Annotated in this window: 26 protein-coding genes and 1 tRNA gene; 20 read left to right on the forward strand and 7 right to left on the reverse strand. The window is 62.7% G+C overall.

Features of this window, described 5'->3' with window-relative positions; translation table 11 throughout:
• Nucleotides 1-49 precede the first annotated feature (49 nt).
• From ACSQ8R_RS19235 to ACSQ8R_RS19245, 3 genes are read left to right on the forward strand one after another with little or no spacing between them, the layout of a single operon-like run.
• Nucleotides 50-1,084: a branched-chain amino acid ABC transporter permease gene (locus tag ACSQ8R_RS19235; protein ID WP_436254847.1), complete on the forward strand. Its 1,035-nt coding sequence runs from the start codon at nt 50-52 to the stop codon at nt 1,082-1,084.
• 3 nt (nt 1,085-1,087) lie between these two features.
• Nucleotides 1,088-2,857, forward strand: coding sequence for a branched-chain amino acid ABC transporter ATP-binding protein/permease (locus ACSQ8R_RS19240; RefSeq protein ID WP_436254848.1), 1,770 nt, complete (start codon nt 1,088-1,090; stop codon nt 2,855-2,857).
• Nucleotides 2,854-3,567 carry an ABC transporter ATP-binding protein gene (locus ACSQ8R_RS19245; RefSeq protein WP_436254849.1) on the forward strand — a complete coding sequence of 238 codons (714 nt, stop codon included), beginning with the start codon at nt 2,854-2,856 and terminating at the stop codon, nt 3,565-3,567. Before ACSQ8R_RS19240 ends, ACSQ8R_RS19245 begins: the two co-directional genes overlap by 4 nt.
• A 28-nt stretch (nt 3,568-3,595) precedes the next feature.
• Here the strand turns inward: ACSQ8R_RS19245 and ACSQ8R_RS19250 are convergent, their stop codons facing one another.
• The gene (locus ACSQ8R_RS19250; protein ID WP_436254850.1) at nt 3,596-5,236 is read right to left on the reverse strand and encodes a sulfatase-like hydrolase/transferase; all 1,641 of its coding nucleotides are present in this window, start codon (nt 5,234-5,236) and stop codon (nt 3,596-3,598) included.
• A 30-nt stretch (nt 5,237-5,266) separates the two neighbouring features.
• Here ACSQ8R_RS19250 and ACSQ8R_RS19255 point away from each other — a divergent pair, with 30 nt between their 5' ends.
• Complete coding sequence (locus tag ACSQ8R_RS19255) at nt 5,267-6,193, forward strand: lysylphosphatidylglycerol synthase transmembrane domain-containing protein (RefSeq protein WP_436254851.1); 927 nt, start codon at nt 5,267-5,269, stop codon at nt 6,191-6,193.
• A 4-nt stretch (nt 6,194-6,197) separates the two neighbouring features.
• On the opposite strand, the gene ACSQ8R_RS19260 is transcribed toward ACSQ8R_RS19255, so the two are convergent.
• Complete coding sequence (locus tag ACSQ8R_RS19260; RefSeq protein ID WP_436254852.1) at nt 6,198-6,947, reverse strand: FkbM family methyltransferase; 750 nt, start codon at nt 6,945-6,947, stop codon at nt 6,198-6,200.
• Nucleotides 6,934-7,728: a CDP-alcohol phosphatidyltransferase family protein gene (locus ACSQ8R_RS19265; RefSeq protein WP_436254853.1), complete on the reverse strand. Its 795-nt coding sequence runs from the start codon at nt 7,726-7,728 to the stop codon at nt 6,934-6,936. The genes ACSQ8R_RS19260 and ACSQ8R_RS19265 overlap by 14 nt, the downstream gene beginning before the upstream one ends.
• A 219-nt stretch (nt 7,729-7,947) precedes the next feature.
• Between ACSQ8R_RS19265 and ACSQ8R_RS19270 the strand changes: the two genes are divergently transcribed.
• From ACSQ8R_RS19270 to ACSQ8R_RS19285, 4 genes are read left to right on the forward strand one after another with little or no spacing between them, the layout of a single operon-like run.
• On the forward strand, nt 7,948-8,949 hold the full coding sequence (locus ACSQ8R_RS19270) for a zinc-dependent alcohol dehydrogenase (protein WP_436254854.1): 1,002 nt from the start codon (nt 7,948-7,950) through the stop codon (nt 8,947-8,949).
• An 11-nt stretch (nt 8,950-8,960) separates the two neighbouring features.
• Nucleotides 8,961-9,359, forward strand: coding sequence for a 6-pyruvoyl trahydropterin synthase family protein (locus ACSQ8R_RS19275; RefSeq protein WP_436254855.1), 399 nt, complete (start codon nt 8,961-8,963; stop codon nt 9,357-9,359).
• The gene (locus ACSQ8R_RS19280; RefSeq protein WP_436254856.1) at nt 9,356-10,399 is read left to right on the forward strand and encodes a glycosyltransferase family 4 protein; all 1,044 of its coding nucleotides are present in this window, start codon (nt 9,356-9,358) and stop codon (nt 10,397-10,399) included. The genes ACSQ8R_RS19275 and ACSQ8R_RS19280 overlap by 4 nt, the downstream gene beginning before the upstream one ends.
• Nucleotides 10,396-11,181, forward strand: coding sequence for a class I SAM-dependent methyltransferase (locus tag ACSQ8R_RS19285; RefSeq protein ID WP_436254857.1), 786 nt, complete (start codon nt 10,396-10,398; stop codon nt 11,179-11,181). Before ACSQ8R_RS19280 ends, ACSQ8R_RS19285 begins: the two co-directional genes overlap by 4 nt.
• Here ACSQ8R_RS19285 and ACSQ8R_RS19290 read toward each other — a convergent pair.
• Nucleotides 11,140-11,952 carry a RibD family protein gene (locus ACSQ8R_RS19290; protein WP_436254858.1) on the reverse strand — a complete coding sequence of 271 codons (813 nt, stop codon included), beginning with the start codon at nt 11,950-11,952 and terminating at the stop codon, nt 11,140-11,142. The genes ACSQ8R_RS19285 and ACSQ8R_RS19290 overlap by 42 nt on opposite strands.
• 258 nt (nt 11,953-12,210) lie before the next feature.
• Between ACSQ8R_RS19290 and ACSQ8R_RS19295 the strand changes: the two genes are divergently transcribed.
• On the forward strand, nt 12,211-13,035 hold the full coding sequence (locus ACSQ8R_RS19295) for an SHOCT domain-containing protein (protein WP_436254859.1): 825 nt from the start codon (nt 12,211-12,213) through the stop codon (nt 13,033-13,035).
• Nucleotides 13,036-13,146: 111 nt separating this feature from the next.
• On the opposite strand, the gene ACSQ8R_RS19300 is transcribed toward ACSQ8R_RS19295, so the two are convergent.
• The gene (locus ACSQ8R_RS19300; protein WP_436254860.1) at nt 13,147-13,299 is read right to left on the reverse strand and encodes a hypothetical protein; all 153 of its coding nucleotides are present in this window, start codon (nt 13,297-13,299) and stop codon (nt 13,147-13,149) included.
• Here ACSQ8R_RS19300 and ACSQ8R_RS19305 point away from each other — a divergent pair, their 5' ends adjacent.
• Both ACSQ8R_RS19305 and ACSQ8R_RS19310 read left to right on the forward strand, forming a co-directional pair.
• The gene (locus ACSQ8R_RS19305; RefSeq protein ID WP_436254861.1) at nt 13,300-13,572 is read left to right on the forward strand and encodes a hypothetical protein; all 273 of its coding nucleotides are present in this window, start codon (nt 13,300-13,302) and stop codon (nt 13,570-13,572) included. It abuts the gene before it with no gap.
• An 80-nt stretch (nt 13,573-13,652) separates the two neighbouring features.
• Nucleotides 13,653-14,501, forward strand: a complete 849-nt coding sequence (locus tag ACSQ8R_RS19310) for a hypothetical protein (protein ID WP_436254862.1) — start codon at nt 13,653-13,655, stop codon at nt 14,499-14,501.
• Nucleotides 14,502-14,594: 93 nt separating this feature from the next.
• Here ACSQ8R_RS19310 and ACSQ8R_RS19315 read toward each other — a convergent pair.
• Nucleotides 14,595-14,684 (reverse strand) — tRNA-Ser (locus ACSQ8R_RS19315).
• Between the two features lie 321 nt (nt 14,685-15,005).
• Between ACSQ8R_RS19315 and rplU the strand changes: the two genes are divergently transcribed.
• The 4 genes from rplU (at nt 15,006) to ACSQ8R_RS19335 (ending at nt 16,980) form a co-directional block, all read left to right on the forward strand.
• Complete coding sequence (gene rplU / locus ACSQ8R_RS19320; protein WP_210013459.1) at nt 15,006-15,317, forward strand: 50S ribosomal protein L21; 312 nt, start codon at nt 15,006-15,008, stop codon at nt 15,315-15,317.
• A 32-nt stretch (nt 15,318-15,349) separates the two neighbouring features.
• Nucleotides 15,350-15,619, forward strand: a complete 270-nt coding sequence (gene rpmA / locus ACSQ8R_RS19325; RefSeq protein ID WP_345930499.1) for a 50S ribosomal protein L27 — start codon at nt 15,350-15,352, stop codon at nt 15,617-15,619.
• Nucleotides 15,620-15,748: 129 nt separating this feature from the next.
• On the forward strand, nt 15,749-16,396 hold the full coding sequence (locus ACSQ8R_RS19330) for a GNAT family N-acetyltransferase (protein WP_436254863.1): 648 nt from the start codon (nt 15,749-15,751) through the stop codon (nt 16,394-16,396).
• Nucleotides 16,393-16,980: a GNAT family N-acetyltransferase gene (locus ACSQ8R_RS19335; protein WP_436254864.1), complete on the forward strand. Its 588-nt coding sequence runs from the start codon at nt 16,393-16,395 to the stop codon at nt 16,978-16,980. Before ACSQ8R_RS19330 ends, ACSQ8R_RS19335 begins: the two co-directional genes overlap by 4 nt.
• 45 nt (nt 16,981-17,025) lie before the next feature.
• On the opposite strand, the gene ACSQ8R_RS19340 is transcribed toward ACSQ8R_RS19335, so the two are convergent.
• On the reverse strand, nt 17,026-17,889 hold the full coding sequence (locus ACSQ8R_RS19340) for an endonuclease/exonuclease/phosphatase family protein (protein ID WP_436254865.1): 864 nt from the start codon (nt 17,887-17,889) through the stop codon (nt 17,026-17,028).
• A gap of 114 nt (nt 17,890-18,003) precedes the next feature.
• Here ACSQ8R_RS19340 and obgE point away from each other — a divergent pair, with 114 nt between their 5' ends.
• The 5 genes from obgE (at nt 18,004) to rsfS (ending at nt 22,736) form a co-directional block, all read left to right on the forward strand.
• The gene (gene obgE, locus ACSQ8R_RS19345; RefSeq protein WP_436254866.1) at nt 18,004-19,065 is read left to right on the forward strand and encodes a GTPase ObgE; all 1,062 of its coding nucleotides are present in this window, start codon (nt 18,004-18,006) and stop codon (nt 19,063-19,065) included.
• Nucleotides 19,062-20,240: a glutamate 5-kinase gene (proB, locus tag ACSQ8R_RS19350; protein WP_436254867.1), complete on the forward strand. Its 1,179-nt coding sequence runs from the start codon at nt 19,062-19,064 to the stop codon at nt 20,238-20,240. Before obgE ends, proB begins: the two co-directional genes overlap by 4 nt.
• Complete coding sequence (locus ACSQ8R_RS19355) at nt 20,233-21,516, forward strand: glutamate-5-semialdehyde dehydrogenase (RefSeq protein WP_436254868.1); 1,284 nt, start codon at nt 20,233-20,235, stop codon at nt 21,514-21,516. Before proB ends, ACSQ8R_RS19355 begins: the two co-directional genes overlap by 8 nt.
• Nucleotides 21,517-21,558: 42 nt before the next feature.
• Nucleotides 21,559-22,155 (forward strand): nicotinate-nucleotide adenylyltransferase, encoded by a 597-nt coding sequence (locus tag ACSQ8R_RS19360; protein WP_436255519.1) that lies wholly within the window; start codon nt 21,559-21,561, stop codon nt 22,153-22,155.
• Nucleotides 22,156-22,304: 149 nt separating this feature from the next.
• Nucleotides 22,305-22,736 (forward strand): ribosome silencing factor, encoded by a 432-nt coding sequence (rsfS, locus tag ACSQ8R_RS19365; RefSeq protein WP_436254870.1) that lies wholly within the window; start codon nt 22,305-22,307, stop codon nt 22,734-22,736.
• Nucleotides 22,737-22,788: the final 52 nt, after the last annotated feature.

A 22,788-nucleotide genomic window follows, 5' to 3' on the forward strand; every position in this document is an offset into this window, starting at 1 on the left:
CGGCGTCCGCGCCGGGCCTTCTTTCAGCGTCTTTATCGGGGGAAATTCTTTGGACGCGATGATTGCGACCTTCCTGATCCAGGATGGTGTCACCAACGGCGCGATCTACGCGCTGCTCGGCCTGGCGCTGGTTCTGCTCTTCTCGGTCACCCGGGTGATCTTCATTCCCCAGGGCGAATTCGTCGCCTATGGCGCGCTGACGCTGGCGCTTCTCGACGGCGGAAAGGTGCCAGCCACCACCTCGCTTCTCGCCTGCTTCGGAGCGATTGCTTTCCTGTTCGATCTCTGGAGCATGCGCCGCGGCACCGATGTCGGCACCTTTCTGCGCAGCGTCGGCCTCAACCTGGTGCTTCCCGGCGTGATCTATGCAGCGACCACCGTGCTCGCTCCGCTCGAGCTTCCCTCCGTCGCGAAGGCCCTGCTCACCATCCTGATAATCACGCCGATGGGCGTCTACGTCTATCGCATCGCCTACCGGCCGCTTGCCGATGCATCGGTGCTCGTCCTGCTGATCGCTTCGGTCGGCGTGCATCTCGCCATGATGGGGCTCGGCCTCGTTTTCTTCGGCGCCGAAGGCCTGCGCGCCAATCCGCTCGCGGACGACAATTTCAACATCGGCTCGCTGATGGTGAGCGCCCAGAGCCTCTGCATCTACGGCGCGACGATCGCGATCATCATCGGCCTCTACCTGTTCTTCGAACGGACGCTGCTCGGCAAGGCGCTGCGCGCCACCGCCGTCAACCGGCTCGGCGCCCGGCTGGTCGGCGTGCGCACCCATCTGACCGGCGTCACCGCCTTCACGCTGGCCGCGGCGATCGGCGCTGTTTCCGGCGTGCTGATCGGGCCGATCACCACCATCTATTACGACACCGGTTTCCTGATCGGCCTCAAGGGCTTCGTGGCGGCGATCATCGGCGGGCTTGCGAGCTTCCCGATCACCGCGATCGCCGCGATCGGCGTCGGCCTCGTCGAATCCTTCTCGTCCTTCTTCGCCAGCAGCTACAAGGAGGTCATCGTTTTCGGGCTCATCATTCCCGTGCTGATCTGGCTGTCGCTGAGCAGCGGTTTCCACGAAGAGGAGTGAGCGATGAAGATCGAACGCATATTACCCGGCCTCGCCGGCATCGCTTTCCTGGCAGTCATCCCCCTCCTGCCGGTGCCGCCCTTCTGGCTGACCATCCTCAACAATATCGGCCTCGCCTCGCTGGTGACGATCGGCCTCGTGCTCTTGACCGGCGTCGGTGGTCTCACCTCGTTCGGCCAGGCTGCCTTCTGCGGCTTCGGCGCCTATACGACTGCCGTTCTGAGCACCAACTACGGCATCTCGCCATGGCTCACCCTGCCGTTGTCGCTGATCGTCGGCGCGGTGACCGCCCTGCCGCTCGGCCTCATCACCGTGCGCCTTTCAGGCCATTTCCTGCCGCTCGGCACGATCGCCTGGGGTCTGGCGCTTTATTATCTGTTCGGCAAGATCGACCTCCTCGGCCGCTATGACGGCATTTCCGGCATCCCGCCGGTCGAATTCGCCGGATATCGCTTCATGAGCGACGGGTCGATCTACTACCTCATCTGGTTCTTCGTGATTGCGGTCGCGATCGGCGCGAGAAACCTGCTCGACTCGCGGATTGGCCGCGGCATCCGGGCGCTGCGTGGCGGCGGCCAGGCGGCAGAAGCGTTCGGCGTCAACATCGTCCGCGCCAAGCTCACCGTCTTCGTGTTTGCCGGCGTCGTTGCCGCACTTTCCGGCTGGCTCTACGCCCATATGCAGCGCTCGGTGAACCCGACGCCGTTTGGCCTTGGCATGGGTATCGAATATCTGCTGATGGCCGTGGTCGGCGGTTCCGGCCATGTCTGGGGGGCGATTTTCGGCGCCAGCATCGTGCTGATCCTGAAGGACGTGCTGCAGCGTTTCCTGCCGGATCTGGTCGGCACGACCGCCAATTTCGAAATGGTGGTTTTCGGCATCCTGCTGGTGGTAACCCTGCAGCTCGCCCGCGACGGCCTCTGGCCCTTTGTGCTGAAGCTCCTGCCGAAGCGGCCCGCGCGGCCTCTCCCGGCCTCCGAAGACAAGCTCGCCAAACGAACCCTCGCCCCGGCCGGCTCGTCGCTCATCAAGGTGGAAAAGGCGCGAAAAGCCTTCGGCGGTCTGGTCGCGGTCAACGACGTCAGCTTCGAAGTGCGCGCCGGGCAGGTGGTCGGCCTGATCGGGCCGAACGGCGCCGGCAAGAGCACCACCTTCAACCTCATCACTGGCATCGCTTCATTGACCAGCGGATCGGTTTTCTACGAAGGCCAGCCGATGACCGGCGACAGCCCGCGCGAAGTCGCCAAGCACGGCATCGCCCGTACCTTCCAGCACGCGAAGATCCTGCCGGACATGTCGGTTCTGGAAAACGTCGCCCTCGGCGCGCATCTGCGCGGCTCGGCCGGCGTCTTCAGGAGCTTTCTGCGGCTGGAGCGGAGGCAGGAGGCGACGCTGCTTGCCGAAGCCGCCTTCCAGGTCGAACGCGTCGGCCTTGGCGCCTATCGCGACCGGCCGGCGGGCGATCTGGCGCTCGGCCAGATCCGCATCCTCGAAATCGCCCGCGCCCTATCCGCCGACCCGGCCGTGCTGCTGCTGGACGAACCTGCGGCGGGCCTGCGTCACGGCGAAAAGCAGGAACTCGCCAATCTCCTCAGGAAACTGCGGGAAGAGGGCGTCAGCGTGCTGCTCGTCGAACATGACATGGGCTTCGTCATGGGGCTCGTCGACCATCTCGTGGTGCTCGATTTCGGCACCCTGATCGCCGAAGGCAAGCCGGCGGACGTGCGCAAACATCCGGCGGTCGTCGCCGCCTATCTCGGAGGTGTCGCATGAGCGGGAACCTGCTCGAAGTCTCCGGCATCCATGTCTCCTACGGCCGCGCCGAGGTGCTGCACGGCATCTCGCTTTCCATGAAGCCGGGCAGCATCGTCACGGTGATCGGGGCCAACGGCGCCGGCAAATCGACTCTGCTCAACGCCATCATGGGTATCGTCCCCTCCTCCGGCACGATCGTCTACGACGGTGCGCCGGTGCCGCGCTCCGTCGAAGGCCGCGTTGCCGCCGGTCTCTGCCTCGTGCCGGAAAAGCGCGAACTGTTCGCCACCATGTCGGTCGAGGACAATATCGAACTCGGCGGCTTCCTGCGCAGCGCCGCCGAGCGCGCCGAGACGCGCGAGGACGTCTACACGCGCTTCCCGCGGCTGGCCGAACGCCGCAAGCAGCTGGCCGGCACGCTTTCCGGCGGCGAGCGGCAGATGCTGGCGCTCGCCCGCGCCCTGATGAGCCGGCCGCGCCTGCTGCTGCTCGACGAACCGAGCCTTGGCCTGGCGCCGAAGATCGTCATCGACATCCTCAACATCGTCTCGGAACTGCGCAACACCGGCGTCTCTATCCTGCTCGTCGAGCAGAATGCCCGCGCCGCGCTCGAAATCGCCGACGAGGGTTATCTGGTCGAGCTCGGCGAGGTCCGCCTTTCCGGCCCTGCAAGCGAAATGGCCGTCAATCCGGCGCTGATGGAGAGCTATCTCGGCACCCATTCCTGATGAGATGGCTCGGCCCGACGCGGGCGGATCAATCGAAACTCTCGACCAGCTTCCGGCGGAATTCGTCCATGCGATAGACCGGCGTGGTCTGCTGCGGGATCATGCCCTTCTGCCAGTTCCAGCCGTCGAGACGTTTCAAGAGGTCCGGATTGCCGGTAACAATATGCATCGGCACGTCGCGCGAGGCGCCCTCGCCAGTGACGATCGAGGCCGGCTGGTGGTCGCCGAGCAGGATGAACAGCGTGTTTTTCCCATAGCGCGCCATGTAGGAGCCGAGCGTTTCGAGCGTGTAGTCGATCGAGGCGATGTATTGCGACCGGACACGGTCGGGATCGGCCCAGACGACTGAGGGCGGATCGCCGCCTTCCGCCTGAGCGTTGAAGGCGGTGCCGTCGCCAACTTTATCCCAGTCGATCAGCGACGGGAGCGGCGTCCAGGGCGCGTGGCTGGAAATCAGCGCCATTTCTGCCATGACCGGTTTGTGACCCGCCGGACGCTCCAGCCTCTCGAAGGCTTCGAGCGTGAACTGGTCGGGCATCGTCACCCAGTTGAAGGGTTTTCCGCGATAACCCAGCCCCGCGGCGGCATGAATGCTGTCATAACCGAAATAGCCCGCTTCCGGCCAGGCGAGCGTGATCGCCGGCATGACCGCCGTGGTGCGCCAGCCGGAGGAACGGAAGAGGTTGTTGAGGCTCCTCCGCTCGCTGGTGATCATCCGGTCGTAGAGCCCCTGATTGTTGATCCAGAGGCCGGAGAGCAGCGTGCCATGCGCCAGCCAGCTGATGCCGCCGACCGTCGGCGAGGTGAGCCAGCCGCTGCGTGCCTCCAGGCCCGCGGCCTCGATCTCCTTCTCGACCGAGGCCAGCCGGCTGCCCGTGCGTAACGCGTAACGCGGATCCTCGATCGCGCTGCGGCCATAGGATTCGACGAAGACCAGCACGACATCCATGCCGGCAAGCGCCGGGAAATGCGGGCCAGCGGAAACCGGGTCCTGTTTCAGTTCGTCTTCGAACCGGGCGAGATCGGCAATCGACTCCTTCACCATGGTGACGCGATTGACGAGATAGGAGGCGGCATGCGCCTCGATGCCGAGATTGCGGCGATCGGGATTCTGAACCAGAAGCGCCACCAGTCCGGCCGATAGCACCGCACCGCCGACGAGAACGGATTTACGCCGGGCTTTGCCCGAGAGGCGCCGGAAGCCGCCAAGCGACCAATAGAGAATGGCCGCGATGACCAGCCAGGCCAGAAGACCGGCGCAAATGACCCCGACCGCCTGCGTGACGCCGATGGCTCCGCTCAGCAGATTCCAGCCGTCGGTCAGTATCTTGAGATCCAGATAGGGATTGAACGGCCGCTGGAAGGCAGCGCCGGTGCCGATATCCGCAAGCTTCAGGAACAGCATCGCGGCAAGCGCCAGGGTGACGGTCCAGCGCAGAAGAGAGAAACCGGCCCCCGTAAACACCGATCCCAGCAGCGCGATCCCGACAATCTCCAGCGGAAACCGCAGATCCGGGAATTCGCTGAAATTGGAAGGCAGGACCAGGATAGCGACCATGATGGCAAGCGAAATCGCGATCCTCGGACCCGGCGAACCATTTGCCTTGCGCCGCGCGATATGCCCTATTCTGAGGGCGTCACTCTGGCGAAAAGGCCGATACTCGTTCATGCGCTACTGTTCCTGCAAAACCTTCGGCCGATGCGTCTTCTGAAACTTATAGGCTTATCCGCGGCCCTGGCACTTCTCATTGCCGTGATCCTGCGCTTCGATCCGGAGCGGATTGCCGCAGGCCTGGTTTCGGCCAATCCGGTCTATGTGGTGGCAGGGCTTCTTCTGGTGCAGATACAGATCGTCCTCTCCGCGCTCCGCTGGCGGTTCACGGCGGCGCGGCTTCGCCAGCATCTGGGCGTGGGCCGGGCGATCGGCGATTATTATCTCGGAACGCTGCTCAACCAGCTTCTGCCGGGGGGAGTGGCAGGCGATGCCGTTCGCGCCGTTCGCAACCGGGCGCATGGTGATGATGGGTGGAAAGTGCCGGCCCAGGCCGTGCTTTTCGAGCGGATCGCCGGACAGGGTGTGTTTTTCCTGATTGCGACCTTCGGCGTCATACTCTGGCCGCTTCTCGGCGGTGCAGCGATCCCGGAAGACCTGCGTCACCTTCTCTCCGGCTTCGCAATCGCGGTCGCAAGCTTCGCCATCATGTTCCTGCTGGCGCTCCGCTTCCCGCCGCGCCGCATCCAGCCTCAGCTCGGGAGGCTGAAGGCAGCCCTGGCACAGGTCTTCCTGCAGGACCGGGCCTGGATCGCGCAGACGTTGTTCAGCGTCGTCATCGTCGCAAGTTATATCGCCATGTTCATGCTTGCGTCAGCGGCCGTCGGCGCGCCGCTGCCGGCGCTTGCGGCGGTCACCGCGATTCCGCTCTGTCTGCTGACGATGCTGATCCCGGCGACGATCGCCGGCTGGGGCGCCAGGGAGGCGGCGGCAGCGGCGCTCTGGCCGCTCTTCGGTTACGCCGCGTCCGATGGCGTGGCCGCCGGCATCCTCTACGGCATACTGGCGCTTGTCGGATCCGCGCCCGGTTTGGTGTGCATCCTGGCGGCACTTTTGAGCAGACGGAAACGTTGAACCGTCAGGCCTCCAGCCGAGCGTAGATATCGCCGGAGGACGCGTGATCGGCAAGGCCCGCGATCTCGCCCAACATGGCATCCGCAGTTACCCATTCGTCATGGACGAACCGATGCCGCTCGCCCTCGACCCGGTTGAAACGATAGGGACCGACTTTCCGCAAATGACCGATCGCCTCCTCGGCGATTTCCATCGTCGCTGGAATATATTCGAAGGCGATCAGCGGGATGGGATGCCCCAGCCCGGCGACGATATCCGCTTCGGCCCCCTCCACATCGATCTTGCAGAAGGCCGGTTGGCCATATTCTCCGATCAGCGCATCGAGCGTCGTCATTTCCACGCGCTGGACCCGGTCCCAGGTCACGTTGCGGAAACCGGAAGTCTTCTCGACCTTCGAGATCCAGGACGAGGATATGCTCGTCACGGTCGGGTGGCGGCTGGAAATATGCAGATCGACGCTGCCGGGCTCCCTGCCGACCGCCTTGCGCAGCAGCGTCAATTCTTCGCCGGCGAAGGATCTGGCAATGAAATCGGCAAACAACGGCTGCGGCTCCAGCGCGACGACCCTTGCGCCGAGCGACAGAAGCGTCCGGCTGCGGCTGCCGGCATGCGCACCGATATCGAAAACGAGATCGCCTTTGCGGACGAGGCCCGCATAGAACCGCTTCAGCGAAGAACGCCGCCAGGGCTGGCCGTAATAGATCAGCAGCGAACGCGTCAGGCCCAGGGAGGCGGAAAAATCAGGCCGCGGCATGATGGCTCCTGCTCGCACTCACCAGGAAGATCACGTCGACCGCGAAGGAATAGGTAAGCGAGGCGAGGGCCGCAGCCGCAAGCACGGTGGAGACCGGCGAGGCGATGACCGGAAACAACATCAGACAGAGCGCCACGCCCTGCACGACGCAGATGGCCTTGCGGCGCGTCGAATGGGGCAATTCGCCCTTGAGAGCCGGAAAGACCGCCTGCGCGGCCACATACGCATACCGCATCAAGCCGATCGACAGGACCCAAATTCCAGCCTTGCCGAGTACGACGGCTGCGAGCGACAGGAAGAGGATCAGCAACGCATCGACTTCCATGTCGAATCGTGCGCCGAACCGAGAAGACGTACCCGCCTGCCGCGCGAGGAAACCATCGACGCCATCGAGGACAAGCGCGAAGGCAACCACGAAACCGAGCATCCATAACGCGCCCTGATCGAAACCGATGCCGAATTGCGGCGATGCCAGCACCATCCCGCCCAAGACCGACGTCAGCGCGGCGCGGATTGTCGTCACGATATTCGCCGCGCCGAAACGGCCGTGCCCGTGCGTGTGCAGATTGCCGAGCGCAACGGCGGAAATCACCGCATAGATGATGAAGGCACAACCCGCGGCCGCCGTATCGATGCCGAGCCAGTCGCCGAAGAAATGCATCGCCGCGACCAGCGCGGCAGCGACGGTCATGGTCACCGCATAGGCGTCGAGGGAGAGCAGGCGGCGAGCCCTGCGTGCCGCCCGGGGGTCAAGCGGCCCGACATTCATCCAGTCAGCCATCGGACGCGCTTTCCTCCTCCCAAGCATGACGTGAAACACTCATGGCACTTTCCTTCCAGACACTACATGGAGAACACTACGGAAAGCAGCAAAGGTCGGATCGCCAAAAACGGCGTCAAATAAACGTGATAGCGTTCTCGCCCTCTCGCCGAACAACTCCCTTGCCGTCATCGTCGAAGCCTCTAACTCTGGATTGTTATGGCGTGAAAGGTGTGAAGCGTGACAAGGCGTGAGACAGCTGCGAATGCTGCGGTGCAGAAGGACGGACGAGCCCTTTGGATCGAGGAGACAGGCCTCTGCGCGCTTCGGCAGGAAACGCTGCCCGCATGCTGCGAAGGCGAGGTTGTCGTCCGAACGATCTATAGCGGCATCAGCCGCGGCACCGAATCATTGGTGTTTGCCGGGCAGGTGCCGGAAAGCGAATATGAGCGCATGCGCGCACCGCACCAGGCCGGCCAATTCCCCTTCCCGGTGAAATACGGCTATGCCGCCGTCGGCGTGGTCGAAGAAGGGCCTGAACAGCTCGTCGGCAAATCGGTCTTCTGCCTGCATCCCCATCAGGACCGTTTTCGCACGCCCGTTTCCGCCGTCCATCCGCTCCCGGAAGATTTGCCTCCACACCGCGCCGTGCTCGCGGCCAACATGGAAACCGCGCTCAACATCACCTGGGACGCCGGCATCCAACCCGGCGACCGGGTCACGGTGTTCGGGGCCGGCGTGATCGGCCTTCTGGTCGCTTATCTCGCCTCACGGATCATCGGCACGGAAGTGGCGATCTCGGATATAGAGCCGAAGCGCGCCGCAACCGCCAAGGTTCTCGGCCTCCGTTTTTCGTTGCCCGATCATGTGCCCCATGACTGCGACGTGCTGATCAACGCCTCCGCTTCGGCGGACGCCCTGGCAACGGCGCTCGACCACGCCGGTATCGAGGCGCGCATCGTCGAAGCCAGCTGGTATGGCGAAAGGCATGTGGACATTCCCCTCGGCGGCGCTTTCCACGCCAGGCGGCTTTCCATCGTCAGCTCACAGGTGGCCTCCCTGCCGCCGGGACGGCGCGCCCGCTGGGACACCAGGCGACGCATGGGCAAAGCACTCCAGCTTCTCGCCGACGACCGGCTCGACCACCTGATTTCGGGCGAAACTCCGTTCGAAACCATCGCCGCCGACTATGCCGGGATTATCGGCTCGGCCGCCACGCTCTGTCATCGCATCAAGTATTGAAGGAACCCCGCATGTTCGCCGTCGAAGTCCGCGATCACATCATGATCGCGCATAGTCTTGCCCGCCCGGTTTTCGGCCCCGCCCAGGGCATGCACGGAGCAACCTTCGTGGTCGACGCCGCCTTCTTCACCAGCGATCTGGACGAGAACGGGCTTGCCGTGGACATCGGGCTTGCGACCGACGTACTGAAGGAGGTGCTGGCGCCGCTCAACTACCAGAACCTCGACACCCTGGAGATCTTCGCCGGCAAGGTGACGACCACGGAATTCCTCGCCAAACACATATTCGACTGCATCTCTCGCTCGATCAGGAGCGGCCGGCTCGGCGAAGGCGGCGCGCGCATCCGCAAACTGCGGGTCATGCTGCATGAATCGCACACCGCCCGCGGCTGGTTCGAGGCCGAACTGTGAGCCGCGATCTTGTCTTCGCCTATCCGGGCGAGCTTGAAACCCGCACCGGCGGCTACGGCTACGACCGGCGCGCCGTCGCGGCCCTGCGCGATCTCGGCTGGAATGTCGAACTGATCTCCCTCGGCGACGGCTTTCCGAACCCGAATGCAAGACAGCTGAACAATGCCGGACGGAGGCTCTCCGAACTTGCCGACGACAGTCTCGTCCTGATCGACGGACTGGCCTTCGGCGCCATGGACGAATGGGCCGGGCGCGAAGCGAAACGCCTGAAGATCATGGCGCTCGTGCATCACCCGCTGGCGCTGGAGACGGGGCTCGACAGCGAACGGCAGGCGGCCGCGGCCGCCCGGGAGAAGGCGGCTCTGGCGCATACTCGCGGCGTGATCGTCACATCGCATGCCACCGCTGCCGAACTCGCCGCCAATTACGCCATCCCGGCGGAACAGATCACGGTCGCCATCCCGGGCATGGATCCGGCACCGCTGGCTGTCGGCAGCGGAGATCCGCCTCTGATCCTCAGCGTCGGCACGTTGACCCGGCGCAAGGGGCATGACGTACTGATTTCCTCGCTCGGGAAGCTGCGCGATCTGCCATGGACCTGCCGCATCGTCGGCAGCAAGGTGCTCGATCCCGGCGTCGCAGCGGAACTCGAAAGCCAGGTCGCACGGTCCGGGCTGGGTGACCGCATCGAACTCGCCGGGCAGATCGACGACACGCGCTCCGAATTCGCCAGGGCTGACATCTTTGCACTGGCGAGCCGTTATGAAGGTTATGGCATGGTGTTTGCCGAAGCGCTCGCCCAGGGCCTGCCGATCGTCGGCTGCGCGGCGGGCGCCGTGCCGGACGTCGTGCCGGAAAGCGCCGGCTTTCTGGTGCCGCCGGACGATCCGGACGCTTTCGCAGCCGCTCTGCGACGGCTGCTGGAGGAGCCCGAAACCCGTATCTCCATGGCCGACGCCGCAGCGATCGCCGGTGCCAGGCTTCCCTCCTGGCGGGACACCGCCGTCACCATCTCCGGCTTTCTGGAAACGGTATCGTGAGCAGCTTCGACAAGGATTGGCTGGCGCTGCGTGAACCCGTGGATGTTCGGGCACGGGATGCGGACTTGCTGGCGGCGGCGATCCAATCCCTCGAAACCGTCTCGGCAGCAACCATCCTCGATATCGGCTGCGGCACCGGCTCGACCTTCCGCGTGCTCTCCCCGAAAATTGGAAAGCCGGCTCACTTTCGGCTTTTCGACCACGACCACCGGCTGCTGGACGAAGCCCGCCGCTTGCATGGCGATGCTGTCGAACTCATCCAGGGCGACCTCAACGAGATCGGCGCGCTGCCGCTTGCCGATGTCAGCCTCGTGACCGCGTCGGCACTCTTCGATCTCTGTTCGGAACTGTTCATTCGCCGTTTCGTCGCCCATATCGCGCAGAGGCGCGCCAGCCTCTATGCGGCGCTCAACTATGACGGCCGGATGCGCTGGTCGAAACCGCATCCGCTGGACGAGGCCGTGCTTGCGAGCTTCAACGCCCACCAGTTGGGCGACAAGGGGTTGGGTTCCTCGCTTGGCCCCGGGGCGTGGGAGACGCTGGCGGATTGCCTCGGGGAGAACGGCTATACGGTGAGGACCGCCGAAAGCCCATGGATGATGGCGACAGACGATCGGGACCTGCAGCTTCTGTTTCTCGACGGTGTGGTGCGTGCGGTCCATGAATATGGCCAGCTCGACGAGAGCGAAATCCGCGACTGGGCCGATTTCCGGCGGAAAATGGTCGACCGCGAAGGCAGCCTATGCCAGGTCGGCCATCAGGACATCCTCGCGACCTGCTGAAACGGTCACCTGCTGCGATTCGACGCGGAAATTGCAGTCGAACACGATATCCGTGCCGATATTGTAGACCTGAACCTCGGGGCGGCGAGCCTCCGACAGCCGGTCGATCGGCGAAAGGCGAATGCCGGCAGGCCCCGAGCCTATGATGATCGGTGCGATCGAGATATGCAGCCGGTCGATCATCTGGGCATCGACGAAGCGGGAAATGGTGGTTGCGCCTCCTTCGACGAGCACCGTGGTGAGGCCGCGTTCCGCGAGCGCCTCGAGAATATCCCGCGGCGAGAGCCCCCCATCCGCCTGGCGCGGCAGCCGGATGATCCGGTGCCGGTCGTTGCGGAGCGGAATGTCGTCGGCCTGCAAAACGAGCACGGGCGTTCCCCCGTCGTGAAGCATCTTGGCTCGCTCCGGCATGCGGCCATTGCAATCCACCACGACGCGCACGGGGCTTTTGCCGCTGACGGCACGAACCGAAAGACTGGGGTCGTCGGCAACCACCGTCCCGACCCCGACGACCACCGCATCCACCAGCGCCCGGCACCGGTGCAGATGGGCAATCCCGTCGCAGCCCGACACATCCTGGGCGTCGCCGGTCGGCGTCGCGACGCGGCCATCGAGAGACTGGCCGACCTGGGCCAGGACCAGCGGCCCACCGCGGGTTGCGATCGGCCTGTAGAGCGAGAGACCGGAACCATCGCCATCGGCGGAGAGCGCGACCTGGCGCAGTGAGCCCTCGCGAAGCGAAAGCAGGTGCTGCCACAGTTCTTCGGTCATCCTCACTGATCGCATACCCGCCTCGTCTTCCGGCCGAAAATGAAGAATGCCGGTATATCCAAAAAGTTCCTCGCCGGCGCATTTGCCTGTAGCAGTAATACGATCGAAAAATTTCACCATATCAACATTCGGTCAACAGCCGGTGTTCCGCGGGCTGCAGGCCCCGGCAACGGTCTGCACCGGCAAACGGCGCGGCGTGCCTATCTTCAAGGCCGGGCAGATGTCATAAGGGGAGACCTAGCCAGTGGAGAACAGCCTGTGACGAGAGATCCCCAGGAACAGAGCATTGTCGAAGGCCTGTCCCAGCGGCACGGGTTCAGCTCGGGCGTCGTCGAGCACCTTGCGATGGCCTTGATCGCCGGCCATGCGAGCCAGGCCCAGTTCAACCACCCCGAGCTTGGCGGCATGGGGCAATGGTCAAGCGGCGGCATGATCATGATCGGCGACATGTTCAATAATGGCCTCAAGCACCGTGTGGATATGCTTTGCTCGGAGATCGCCGGTTATATCCGGTCGGGTGAACTTTCCGGCCCGAAGGTCGACAGGCCCTATCAATCTCAGAGCCAGGGGGACGGAAGCAGCTTCTTCTACCAGGCAAGTTCGCATGGCAGTGCGTGGCCGCAACATCTCGGCCAGCCCTCGTCGACGGGCGCGCAGAACAATCTTCGCTACGCCTTCTTTCCCGCGACCCGCCGCCTCGCGATCGACGTAAACGGGCAGATCACGGTTTACGATACAAAGGATCACGGTATCGGCGGCTTTTCCCAGCAGCAGAGCGGCGACCAGTCGCTGACCTTCACCTCGCAGCATGGCCTCGTTCGCGTATCGGACCTCGAAATCGTGCCGGCCGCAGATCATGCGCCGACCCCCAAAGAGGAGCAGGAGGCGCCGGCCCGTCGGAGCGAACATGTCGCCGCTCCCTCGATGGCGCCCGCGAACACGAACGCCCCCTCTGCACCCGCAGCCTCCGACCCTGACGACATCTTCAGCAAGATCGAACGACTCGCTGATCTGCATTCAAAGGGCATACTTTCCGACAACGAATTCACGACGAAAAAGACGGAGCTGCTCCAGCGGCTGTAGGTTTGGGTCACAGCCTGGACCCCGCTGAAATAGAGCGTTGCGCCAAGTGATTGCGATCATGTGGTCGGGAAAACGGGTCGGTGGAATGGCGCCACGTTTCCAGACAGCGTCTCAGACGCTCGAAATCCCTTCCATGAGCGTTCTGAACGCAGCCTCCAACGGTTCAGTGCCCACCTTTTCCGGCATCAGCAGACCATCGATCGACAGCATCGTCATCCCGTGAAGAAGTGACCAGCACCAGGAGGCGACGAGTTCGGCACCCAAATGCTGGACGCCCTCAACGGCATGATGCTGGACATGCTGGCAGCTATCGCCCGCAAGGGCTACGAGGACCGCGACAGGAGGCAGACCCAGGGCATCGAGAAGGCGAAGGCGGCGGGGGCCTACAAGGGAAGACCTCAGGATGAGAGGCGCAATGCAGCCTTGACTAAGATGCTCAAGGATGGCCAGACGTGGGCTAGTATTGTGGCGGCTACGGGAGTCTCTACCTCGACACTCTCCAGACTAGCTAAGAGGATCAGGGAGGAACAGGATTGATCAATAAGCTTCCGAGGCGTCTAGCCTCGCTCAAGGCAGACTTGATCGCTATGATCCCTTGCGCTCCTGAGGAGGAGCGATTGAAAGCGGAACTCGCGGCAAAGCCGTTAGACCGCGTACTTGTTCACTACCTTACGTGGGTTGATCGCTTGATAGCGCCTCGCCCCAGAAACGTTATTTTCTCCGAAGATTTCTGGAAAACACCAATGCCCGACGATGTGTTGGGGGCCGTATATACCCTACATCGGAAGGCGGTGGCAGGGGATGACCTCTCCCCGTATCTGTCGCGGTTTAGTCGAACTCATGGATATACAGGTAGCCCGGAAGAACGGCGCAAGGCTCCTTCGTGGGCAGACGGGGGGAAAGGCGACAAAGATTTCGCGGTCCACGTCTATGAAACTCACCATCTCCACCTTGTCCCGATGAATGAAAACCTCAGGCGAAAGGGCCAGTCAGACGATTTGCTTTTCGTGAACATCAATCGGACTCAGATGAGATTCCTGATGATGGGAAAACACAGGAGCTTTGACAGTGCCGAACTGCGTACTTCTGTTGCCAAAGCACGAAAAGAAGATGGATGGGTGATCAAGGGAATAAATCCAGATACTAGAAGCGAGCAGAACCTTGGCAAGATGTACCGGCTGGGAATCAACTCAGTGGCATCCGTGGAAGGAGAGGCCGTGATGATGGGCATAATGTCTTCAGGCGGAACCTCATTCCTCTACACACGCCAAGCGGACAGGATTATGATCTTTCTCGAAAACTGGGATCAGAAACTAGATAACGTGGAAGGACGTAAGGAATTTGCGGCGAAGGCGAGAATCCCAGCCAGCTACCTCCGGGATTTCACATGGGGCTTTTGGTACGGTGATTTCTGCGTAGTAAATAGCGGGGGTGAGGTGGCCTGCCTAATCCCATGGTCTCGCTGACAACTAAACTGCGGGAGAGCCGTGGGGGAGCAGTGCTGACTGAGTGCCCCATAACTCATTGCGAAATAAGGCGATTGGGGGAGCAAAAGTAAATGGCGGAGAGGGTGGGATTCGAACCCACGATACGGTTGCCCGTATGCCGCATTTCGAGTGCGGTGCTTTCGACCACTCAGCCACCTCTCCGCTTAAAGACGTGTGACGCGTTGGTCAGCGCGGGCGTTCTCATAGCGGGCAAACATGAGGCTGGCAAGGGGCGAATATCAAGTCTTTATATCCTTTCGTCTTGACAGTTTTTTGTCGCTCGCGTATGTCCGCTCGCGATCAGGCGTGGAAAAGTATCCATGCCTCTTTGTTTGTGTGGAGGTTGTTGGAACAGCCACGCGAATTCCACCGGCAGACAAGTTCAGAAGATCACCTCTTTCGAAACCCTGCTAGAGCCCGACTGATAAAAAGACGGCCGCCTTTTCAAAGGCAGAGCCGGAAACGAACATGAAAGGATAAACAATGTTCGCAGTCATCAAGACCGGCGGTAAGCAGTACCGCGTGGCAGCCAACGACGTGCTCACCATCGAAAAGCTGGAAGCCGAAGCTGGTTCAGTCGTAGAATTCAACGAAATCCTGGTTGTCGGCGTTGGCGCCGATGCCAAGTTCGGCGCGCCCTTCGTTTCGGGTGCGACGGTCAAGGCCGAAGTTGTCGAGCATAACCGCGGCAAGAAGGTCATTTCCTTCAAGAAGCGTCGCCGTCAGAATTCCAAGCGGATTCGCGGTCATCGTCAGCATCACACGGTCGTCCGCATCACGGACATCCTGGCTTAACAACGGGTTTCGAAGGTTAAAGGAGAACTCCAATGGCACATAAAAAAGCTGGCGGTTCGTCGCGCAACGGTCGCGATTCGAATTCCAAGCGCCTTGGCGTGAAGAAGTTCGGCGGCGAAGCCGTCATTCCGGGCAACATCATCGTTCGCCAGCGCGGCACGCAGTGGCATCCGGGCGCCAATGTCGGCATCGGTACCGACCACACCATTTTTGCACTGACCGCCGGCAATGTGAATTACCGAACCAAGGCCAATGGTCGCGTGTTTGTGTCCGTAATGCCGAAAGCCGAAGCAGCAGAATAAAGCCGGCAAGCGTTTTAAGCAGCCGGTGTCACATCGACCCGGCTGAACGCCCAAAGGTTCAGTCAGAAAAAAGGGAAGATGGGACACCACCATCTTCCCTTTTTCTTTTCCCCAACAGGAGGACTGAACATGCAAGGCGAACTACTGAGGGCGAGCCAATCCCGGCCGCCAGAGGAACGGTCCAAGGACCGGCCAAGACCCGACCGGTCGAGAAGCGATTGCCCCGTCTTACTGTCGCAGAGATTAGTTCTGCGCATGCCCCACGAAGAAGACATCGACGCACTTGCCCATCTCGCCAACAATGCGAATATCGCGACGATGGTGTCGCGTATGCCGCATCCCTATACGGCTAAGGACGCAGCCGATTTCGTGCGACGCACGAAGGCCGGCGAGATTGGCAAATGCGTCTACGCCATCACGCGAGGAGACAACGGCGCCTTTCTCGGTTGCTGCGCGCTCGAACCGCAGCAGGACGAAAGAACGCTGGAACTCGGCTATTGGCTGGGCGAACCCCATTGGAACAGGGGGTATGCCACGGAAGCCGCCCATGCCCTGATCGACATGGCCTTCCGGACCCGCAACAACATCGACCATATCGATGCCCGTTGCCGGGTCACCAACATCGCTTCCCGGCGGGTGATCCAGAAATGCGGCTTCCAGTTCCAGGGCACCGGCATGATCGATTGCCTGGCGCTCGGCGGCATGGTCGCGGTCGAATGGTTCCGGCTCGACCGCAAGACCTGGATGTCCTTGAGAAGCTGGGGAGAACTGCGATGAACGCCGCCGTTCTCCAGAAGACCGACACGACCGCGACGATGCCAGGCCCCTGCCCGGTCATCACCACGGAAAGGCTGGTGCTTCGCCCGCACAGGATCACCGATGCGACGGCGATTGCCGAATCGCTCGGCGATTTCAAGGTCAGCCGCATGCTGGCACGGGTGCCGCAACCCTATGACCGCCAGGACGCGCTGGACTGGCTCGTCCCGCATGCGTCCGGCATCCTGCCGGACTGGACGCTGGCGATCACCACCGGGGACGACACCCATATCGGCGCCGTCTGCCTGGAGCCTGGACGCGGTCAATGGCGTCTTGGCTACTGGCTCAACCGGCTCTACTGGGACCGAGGTTACATGACGGAAGCGGTGGCCGGGGCGCTGGAGCGTTTCTTCCGGCGGATGCCGGAGGCGCAGGTGTTTTCCGGCGCCTTCGCGGACAACCTCGCCTCGCTGAACGTCCAGAAGAAGCTCGGCTTCACCATCGTCGATGCGAACCAGCTTTTCAGCACGTCCCGCAACCGCATGGTGCCACATATCGAGACCATGCTTTTGCCGGAAGATTTTCGGCAGCCTGCCCGACCGTGACGCTCGGACAATAAAAGTCCGGCGGAGGAAGCTCCGCCGGATCGCTCACTCGACCTCGACCCACAGCGGAAAATGGTCGGAACCAAACGCCTCGTTGTCGATCCAGGCGTTTTTCAGCCGCGGCACCAATCCCGCATTCACGAAACAATGATCGAGATGCATCCTTATCGGCCCGGAACCCGGCGGCTTCGCCCAGGTATAGCTTTCCGGCGTCAGCGATCCGAGGCGCTCCAGCACGTCGACGGGTTCGTTGGCGCGCAGGATACGGCCGTAATACCGGTCCCGCTGGCCTGCCATGGCGATATATTCGGTCGATTCCGGCTCCATGTTGAAGTCGCCCATCAGCAGGAAGTCTTCCGGAAGCGGCAGATCGGGAAATCCCTCTTCGGCGGCACCGGTCAGCGAACCGCCTTCGGAGATGAAATTCATCACCCGCTCTTTCAGAAAGCGGATCTGGCCGAGCCGTTCATCGGGAGAGACATGGTCGAGATGGACGGAATAGACCCGAAGCGGCCCGCCGGGCGCGACAATGACCGCTTCCAGTGCCCCGCGCTGCAGGTTGAGCATCTCGACGGTCCGGCTGCGCGGCAGGAGAAGATGGCGGGTGGAAAGGATCGGCCAGCGCGACAGGATCATGTTGCCGAACTGGAAGCGGCGCTCGACCCGGCGGCCATTCTCGACCGAAACGTCGAGCAGCAGGTCGCAGGGCGCCCCATAGACGTGAAAATGCTCCGGAAAGAGATCCGAGAAACGGGCGACCAGATCGACATGACCATTCTTGGGAAAACCGCGCGTCACCTCCTGAAGCGCGATCACATCGGCGCCATTGATACTGGCGGCGATGCGTTCGGGATCGAACACACCATCCATGCCGATCCCGTATTGAATGTTATAGCTGACGAACTTCATGATATTCTTTGACCTCCGCCCCAACCGACGATATCGAAACCCCTATCGACATGCTCTGAGCGCCCTACCTAAAGCGACAGGCCTCCCGACTAACACAAGACTGACGGCGACAAGATGAAATTTCTCGACGAGGCAAAAGTCTATATCCGCTCCGGCGACGGCGGCGCGGGCGCGGTCTCGTTCCGGCGGGAAAAGTTCGTCGAGTTCGGCGGACCTGACGGTGGTGACGGCGGGCGCGGCGGCGATGTCTGGGTGGAGGCCGTCAACGGACTCAATACGCTCATCGACTTCCGCTTCCAGCAGCATTTCAAGGGCCAGACCGGCACCCATGGCATGGGCCGCAACCGCACCGGCGCCAATGGCGGCGACGTCACGTTGAAAGTGCCGGTCGGCACCCAGATCTTCGAGGAAGACAACGAAACGCTGATCATCGACCTCACCAGGGAGGGCCAGAGGTTCCGGCTCGCCAAGGGCGGCAATGGCGGTTTCGGCAACACCCATTTCAAGAGCGCGACCAACCAGGCGCCGAACTGGGCCAATCCCGGCCTCGAAGGCGAGGAAAAGACCATCTGGCTGCGGCTGAAGCTGATCGCCGATGCCGGCCTCGTCGGCATGCCGAATGCCGGCAAGTCGACCTTCCTGGCCAGCGTCACCCGCGCCCGGCCGAAGATCGCCAATTACCCGTTCACGACGCTGCACCCCAATCTCGGCGTCGCCACCATCGACGGCCGGGAATTCGTGCTCGCCGACATTCCGGGCCTGATCGAAGGTGCCCATGAGGGCGTCGGCATCGGCGACCGCTTCCTCGGCCATGTCGAGCGCACCCGCGTGCTGCTGCATCTTGTCTCCGCCGTCGAGGAAAAAGTCGGCAAGTCATACAAGACGGTGAAAAACGAGCTTGAAGCCTATGGCGGCGGGCTGATCGACAAGCCGGTCATCGTGGCACTGTCGCAGATCGACGTGCTCGACGACAAGGAACTGAAGAAGAAGGCCAAGGAGCTGGAAAAGGCCTGCGGCCAGACCCCGTTCCTGATCTCCGCCGTCACCGGCAAGGGCATGACCGAGGTGCTGCGCGCCCTGCGTGACGTGATCGTCGAGGCAAGCGGCGTCAACGAGACCGCTTTGCCCGATCGCTCGACCCCCATCCAGGATTTCGATGAGGACGAGGACGCATGACGGCATTCCGCAAACCGCTCGCCAGTCATCGCCGCATCGTCATCAAGATCGGCTCGGCGCTGCTCGTCGATCGCAAGACGGGCCTGAAATCGCAATGGCTCGACGCCATCTGCGCCGATATCGCCGCCTTGAAGGCAAGGGGTATCGACGTTCTCGTCGTGTCCTCCGGCGCGATCGCCATGGGCCGCACCGTGCTCGACCTGCCCTCCGGCGCGCTGAAGCTCGAAGAGAGCCAGGCGGCCGCGGCCGTCGGTCAGATCGCGCTTGCCCGGGCCTGGTCGGAAAGCCTTTCCCGCGATGGCATCGTGGCTGGCCAGATCCTGCTGACGCTGGGCGACACGGAAGAGCGCCGCCGTTACCTCAACGCCCGCGCCACTATCAACCAGCTTCTGAAGATCGGCGCCGTGCCGATCATCAACGAGAACGATACGGTCGCCACGACCGAAATCCGTTACGGCGACAACGACCGGCTGGCCGCCCGCGTCGCCACCATGACCAGCGCCGATCTGCTGGTCCTGCTCTCCGACATCGATGGGCTCTACACCGCCCCGCCGCATCTGGACCCCGACGCGAAATTCCTGGAAATCGTCCCGGCGATCACCCCGGAGATCGAGGCAATGGCCGGCGGCGCGGCGTCCGAACTGTCGCGTGGCGGCATGCGCACCAAGATCGATGCCGGCAAGATCGCCACCGGCGCCGGCTGCGCCATGATCATCGCATCCGGCAAGACGGATCATCCTTTGCGCGCCATCGAAGAGGGCACCCGTTTCTCCTGGTTCGCACCCTCGGGAACGCCGGTCACCGCGCGAAAAACCTGGATTGCAGGGCAGCTTCAGCCAGCCGGCGAACTTTTCGTCGATGAAGGGGCCGAGACCGCGCTCGGCACCGGCAAGAGCCTTTTGCCTGCCGGGGTACGCCGCATCGAAGGCAATTTCCACCGCGGCGATACGGTCGCGATCGTCGGCATCGACGGCCGGGAAATCGCCCGCGGTCTGGTAAGTTACGATGCCGAAGAAGCCCGCCAGATCACCGGGCGCAAGTCCGGCGAAATCGAGGCGATCCTCGGTTATGCCGGCCGCGCCGCCATGGTCCATCGCGACGACCTGGTGATGACCGGGCCGGCGAAGCGGAAAGTCAAAAAAGAAGATCGCAAGGAGGATGCCGCCCATGCTTGATATGGTTGCGAAAACGGGCGACGTCGCCGCTGTGATGGGTGAGATCGGCCGGAACGCCAAGTCGGCGGCCCGCCAGCTTGCGACGGCCTCGACCGAAGCGAAGAACAAGGCGCTGAACGCCATGGCGGACGCGATCCTTGCCGCGAAGGACAACATCCTTGCCGCCAACGCCGCGGACCTGAAAGGCGTCGAGGGCAAGGGCCTGCTGCCGTCGTTCATCGACCGGCTGACGCTGACCGAAAAGTCGATCGCCGGCATGGCGCAGGCGCTACGCGAGATTGCCGAGTTCAAGGATCCGGTGGGTGAGGTCATCGCCGCCTGGAACCGCCCGAACGGCCTCCATATCGAACGCGTCCGCACGCCGCTCGGCGTCATCGGCGTCATCTATGAAAGCCGCCCGAACGTCACCGCCGATGCCGGCGCGCTCTGCCTCAAGGCCGGCAATGCCGTGATCCTGCGCGGGGGTTCCGATTCGGCCCGGTCGTCGGAAGCGATCCACGATTGCCTCGTCGCCGGCCTGAAGGCTGCCGGGCTTTCGGAACACGCGATCCAGATCGTGCCGACCACCGACCGCGCCGCCGTCGGCGCCATGCTGTCGGGCCTTGACGGGGCGATCGACGTCATCGTGCCGCGCGGTGGCAAGAGCCTCGTCGCGCGTGTCCAGAACGAGGCGCGCGTGCCGGTTTTCGCCCATCTCGAAGGCCTCTGCCATATCTACGTGGATGCCTCCGCCGACCTGGAAATGGCGAAGAAGATCGTCGTCAACGCCAAGATGCGCCGCACCGGCGTCTGCGGCGCGGCCGAGACCCTGTTGATCGACAGCGCCGGGATCGGCACGCATCTGATGCCGATCCTCGAAGCACTGACCGAAGCCGGCTGCGAAATCCGCGGCTCGGCCACAGTTCTCAAGGTGTTTCCGGGCTTCAAGCCTGCGACGGAAGAGGACTGGCGCACCGAATATCTCGACGCGGTGATCTCGGTTGCGATCGTCGATGGCATTTCCGGCGCCATTCGCCACATCAATACCTATTCCTCCAACCACACGGAGGCTGTCATCGCCGAGGATCCCGAGGTCGTGTCCCGTTTCTTCAACGAGCTCGATTCGGCCATCCTGCTGCACAATGCCTCCACCCAGTTCGCCGATGGCGGCGAGTTCGGCATGGGCGGCGAGATCGGCATTTCGACCGGCAAGATGCATGCGCGCGGCCCCGTCGGGGTCGAGCAGCTGACCTCGTTCAAATACCGGGTGCACGGCACCGGCCAGATCCGGCCCTGATCGCGCGTGACGGAAGAGACGATCGACCGCCGATATCTGGTCATGCCGCATGCCGAACGGGGCATGGCCGTCGGCCTGTTCGGCGGTTCGTTCAATCCGCCCCATGAGGGCCATCTCCTGGTCGCCGAGATCGCGCTTCGAAGGCTCGGCCTCGACCAGCTGTGGTGGATGGTGACCCCCGGCAATCCGCTGAAAAGCCGCTCCGAGCTTGCTTCGCTCGACGACCGGCTGGCGATGAGCGAAAAGCTGATCGACGATCCGCGCATCAAGATCACCGCTTTCGAAAAGACGCTCCACGGATCCTATACCGCCGATACGCTGGCCTTCGTGAAGGCCAAGAACCCGCTCGTGCATTTCGTCTGGGTGATGGGCGCCGACAGTCTGAAGACATTCCACCTCTGGCAGAAATGGCAGGCGATCGCCTCGACCTTTCCGATCGCCGTCATCGACCGGCCGGGAGCGACATTGTCGTTCCTGTCGTCGAAAATGGCCCGGACCTTCGATTACGCCCGGGTGGACGAGGACGACGCGGGCACGCTGTGGAAACGGCGCGCGCCGGCCTGGACCTTCATCCATGGCCCGCGTTCGGCCCTCAGTTCCACGGCGATCCGCGCCGCAAACGGACAGAAATCCGATTAGCGCCGATCATCAATGCGGCGCTGACGGGTCTACATCTTTCTATCACCTTTTCGCACGCTTACTTGAAAGATTAATAATTCGATGCCACCTATATGGTAGCGGCCGAGTTAAGAATCGGATTCGCACTAGTGCTTGTTGCTGTTACCTGGATGAAAGGACAAACCCTGACAACAGTACACGCCAAGGGAAGGACGGCCTCCGTTCTCCCGCAGAGCCTGGAACGTGGCGCCGATGCTGCCGCCCGTGCTCTCGAACTGGTCCTCGCAAGCCTCGAGGACTCCAAAGCTGAAGAAATCGTCACCATCAACATTGCTGGAAAATCAGCGCTCGGAGACTACATGGTCGTTGTCTCCGGACGATCGAACCGGCATGTCATGGCCATCAGCGATCACCTGATTTCCGACCTGAAGGACGAGGGGCTCGGAACTGCCCGCGTCGAAGGACAGGAGACCGGTGACTGGGTGCTCATTGACACCGGTGACATCATCGTCCACGTGTTCCGTCCGGAGATCCGCGCGTTCTACAACATCGAAAAGATGTGGGCGACGCCGGATATCGAGGAAGGCACGCTGCTGCACTGACGCGTTCGGGCGAGCCCTGAACCGTCGGACTGAGGTCGAAATCATGCGGCTG

This window comes from Neorhizobium sp. LjRoot104 (genome assembly GCF_964253725.1).
In the GTDB taxonomy this organism is placed as follows: domain Bacteria; phylum Pseudomonadota; class Alphaproteobacteria; order Rhizobiales; family Rhizobiaceae; genus Neorhizobium.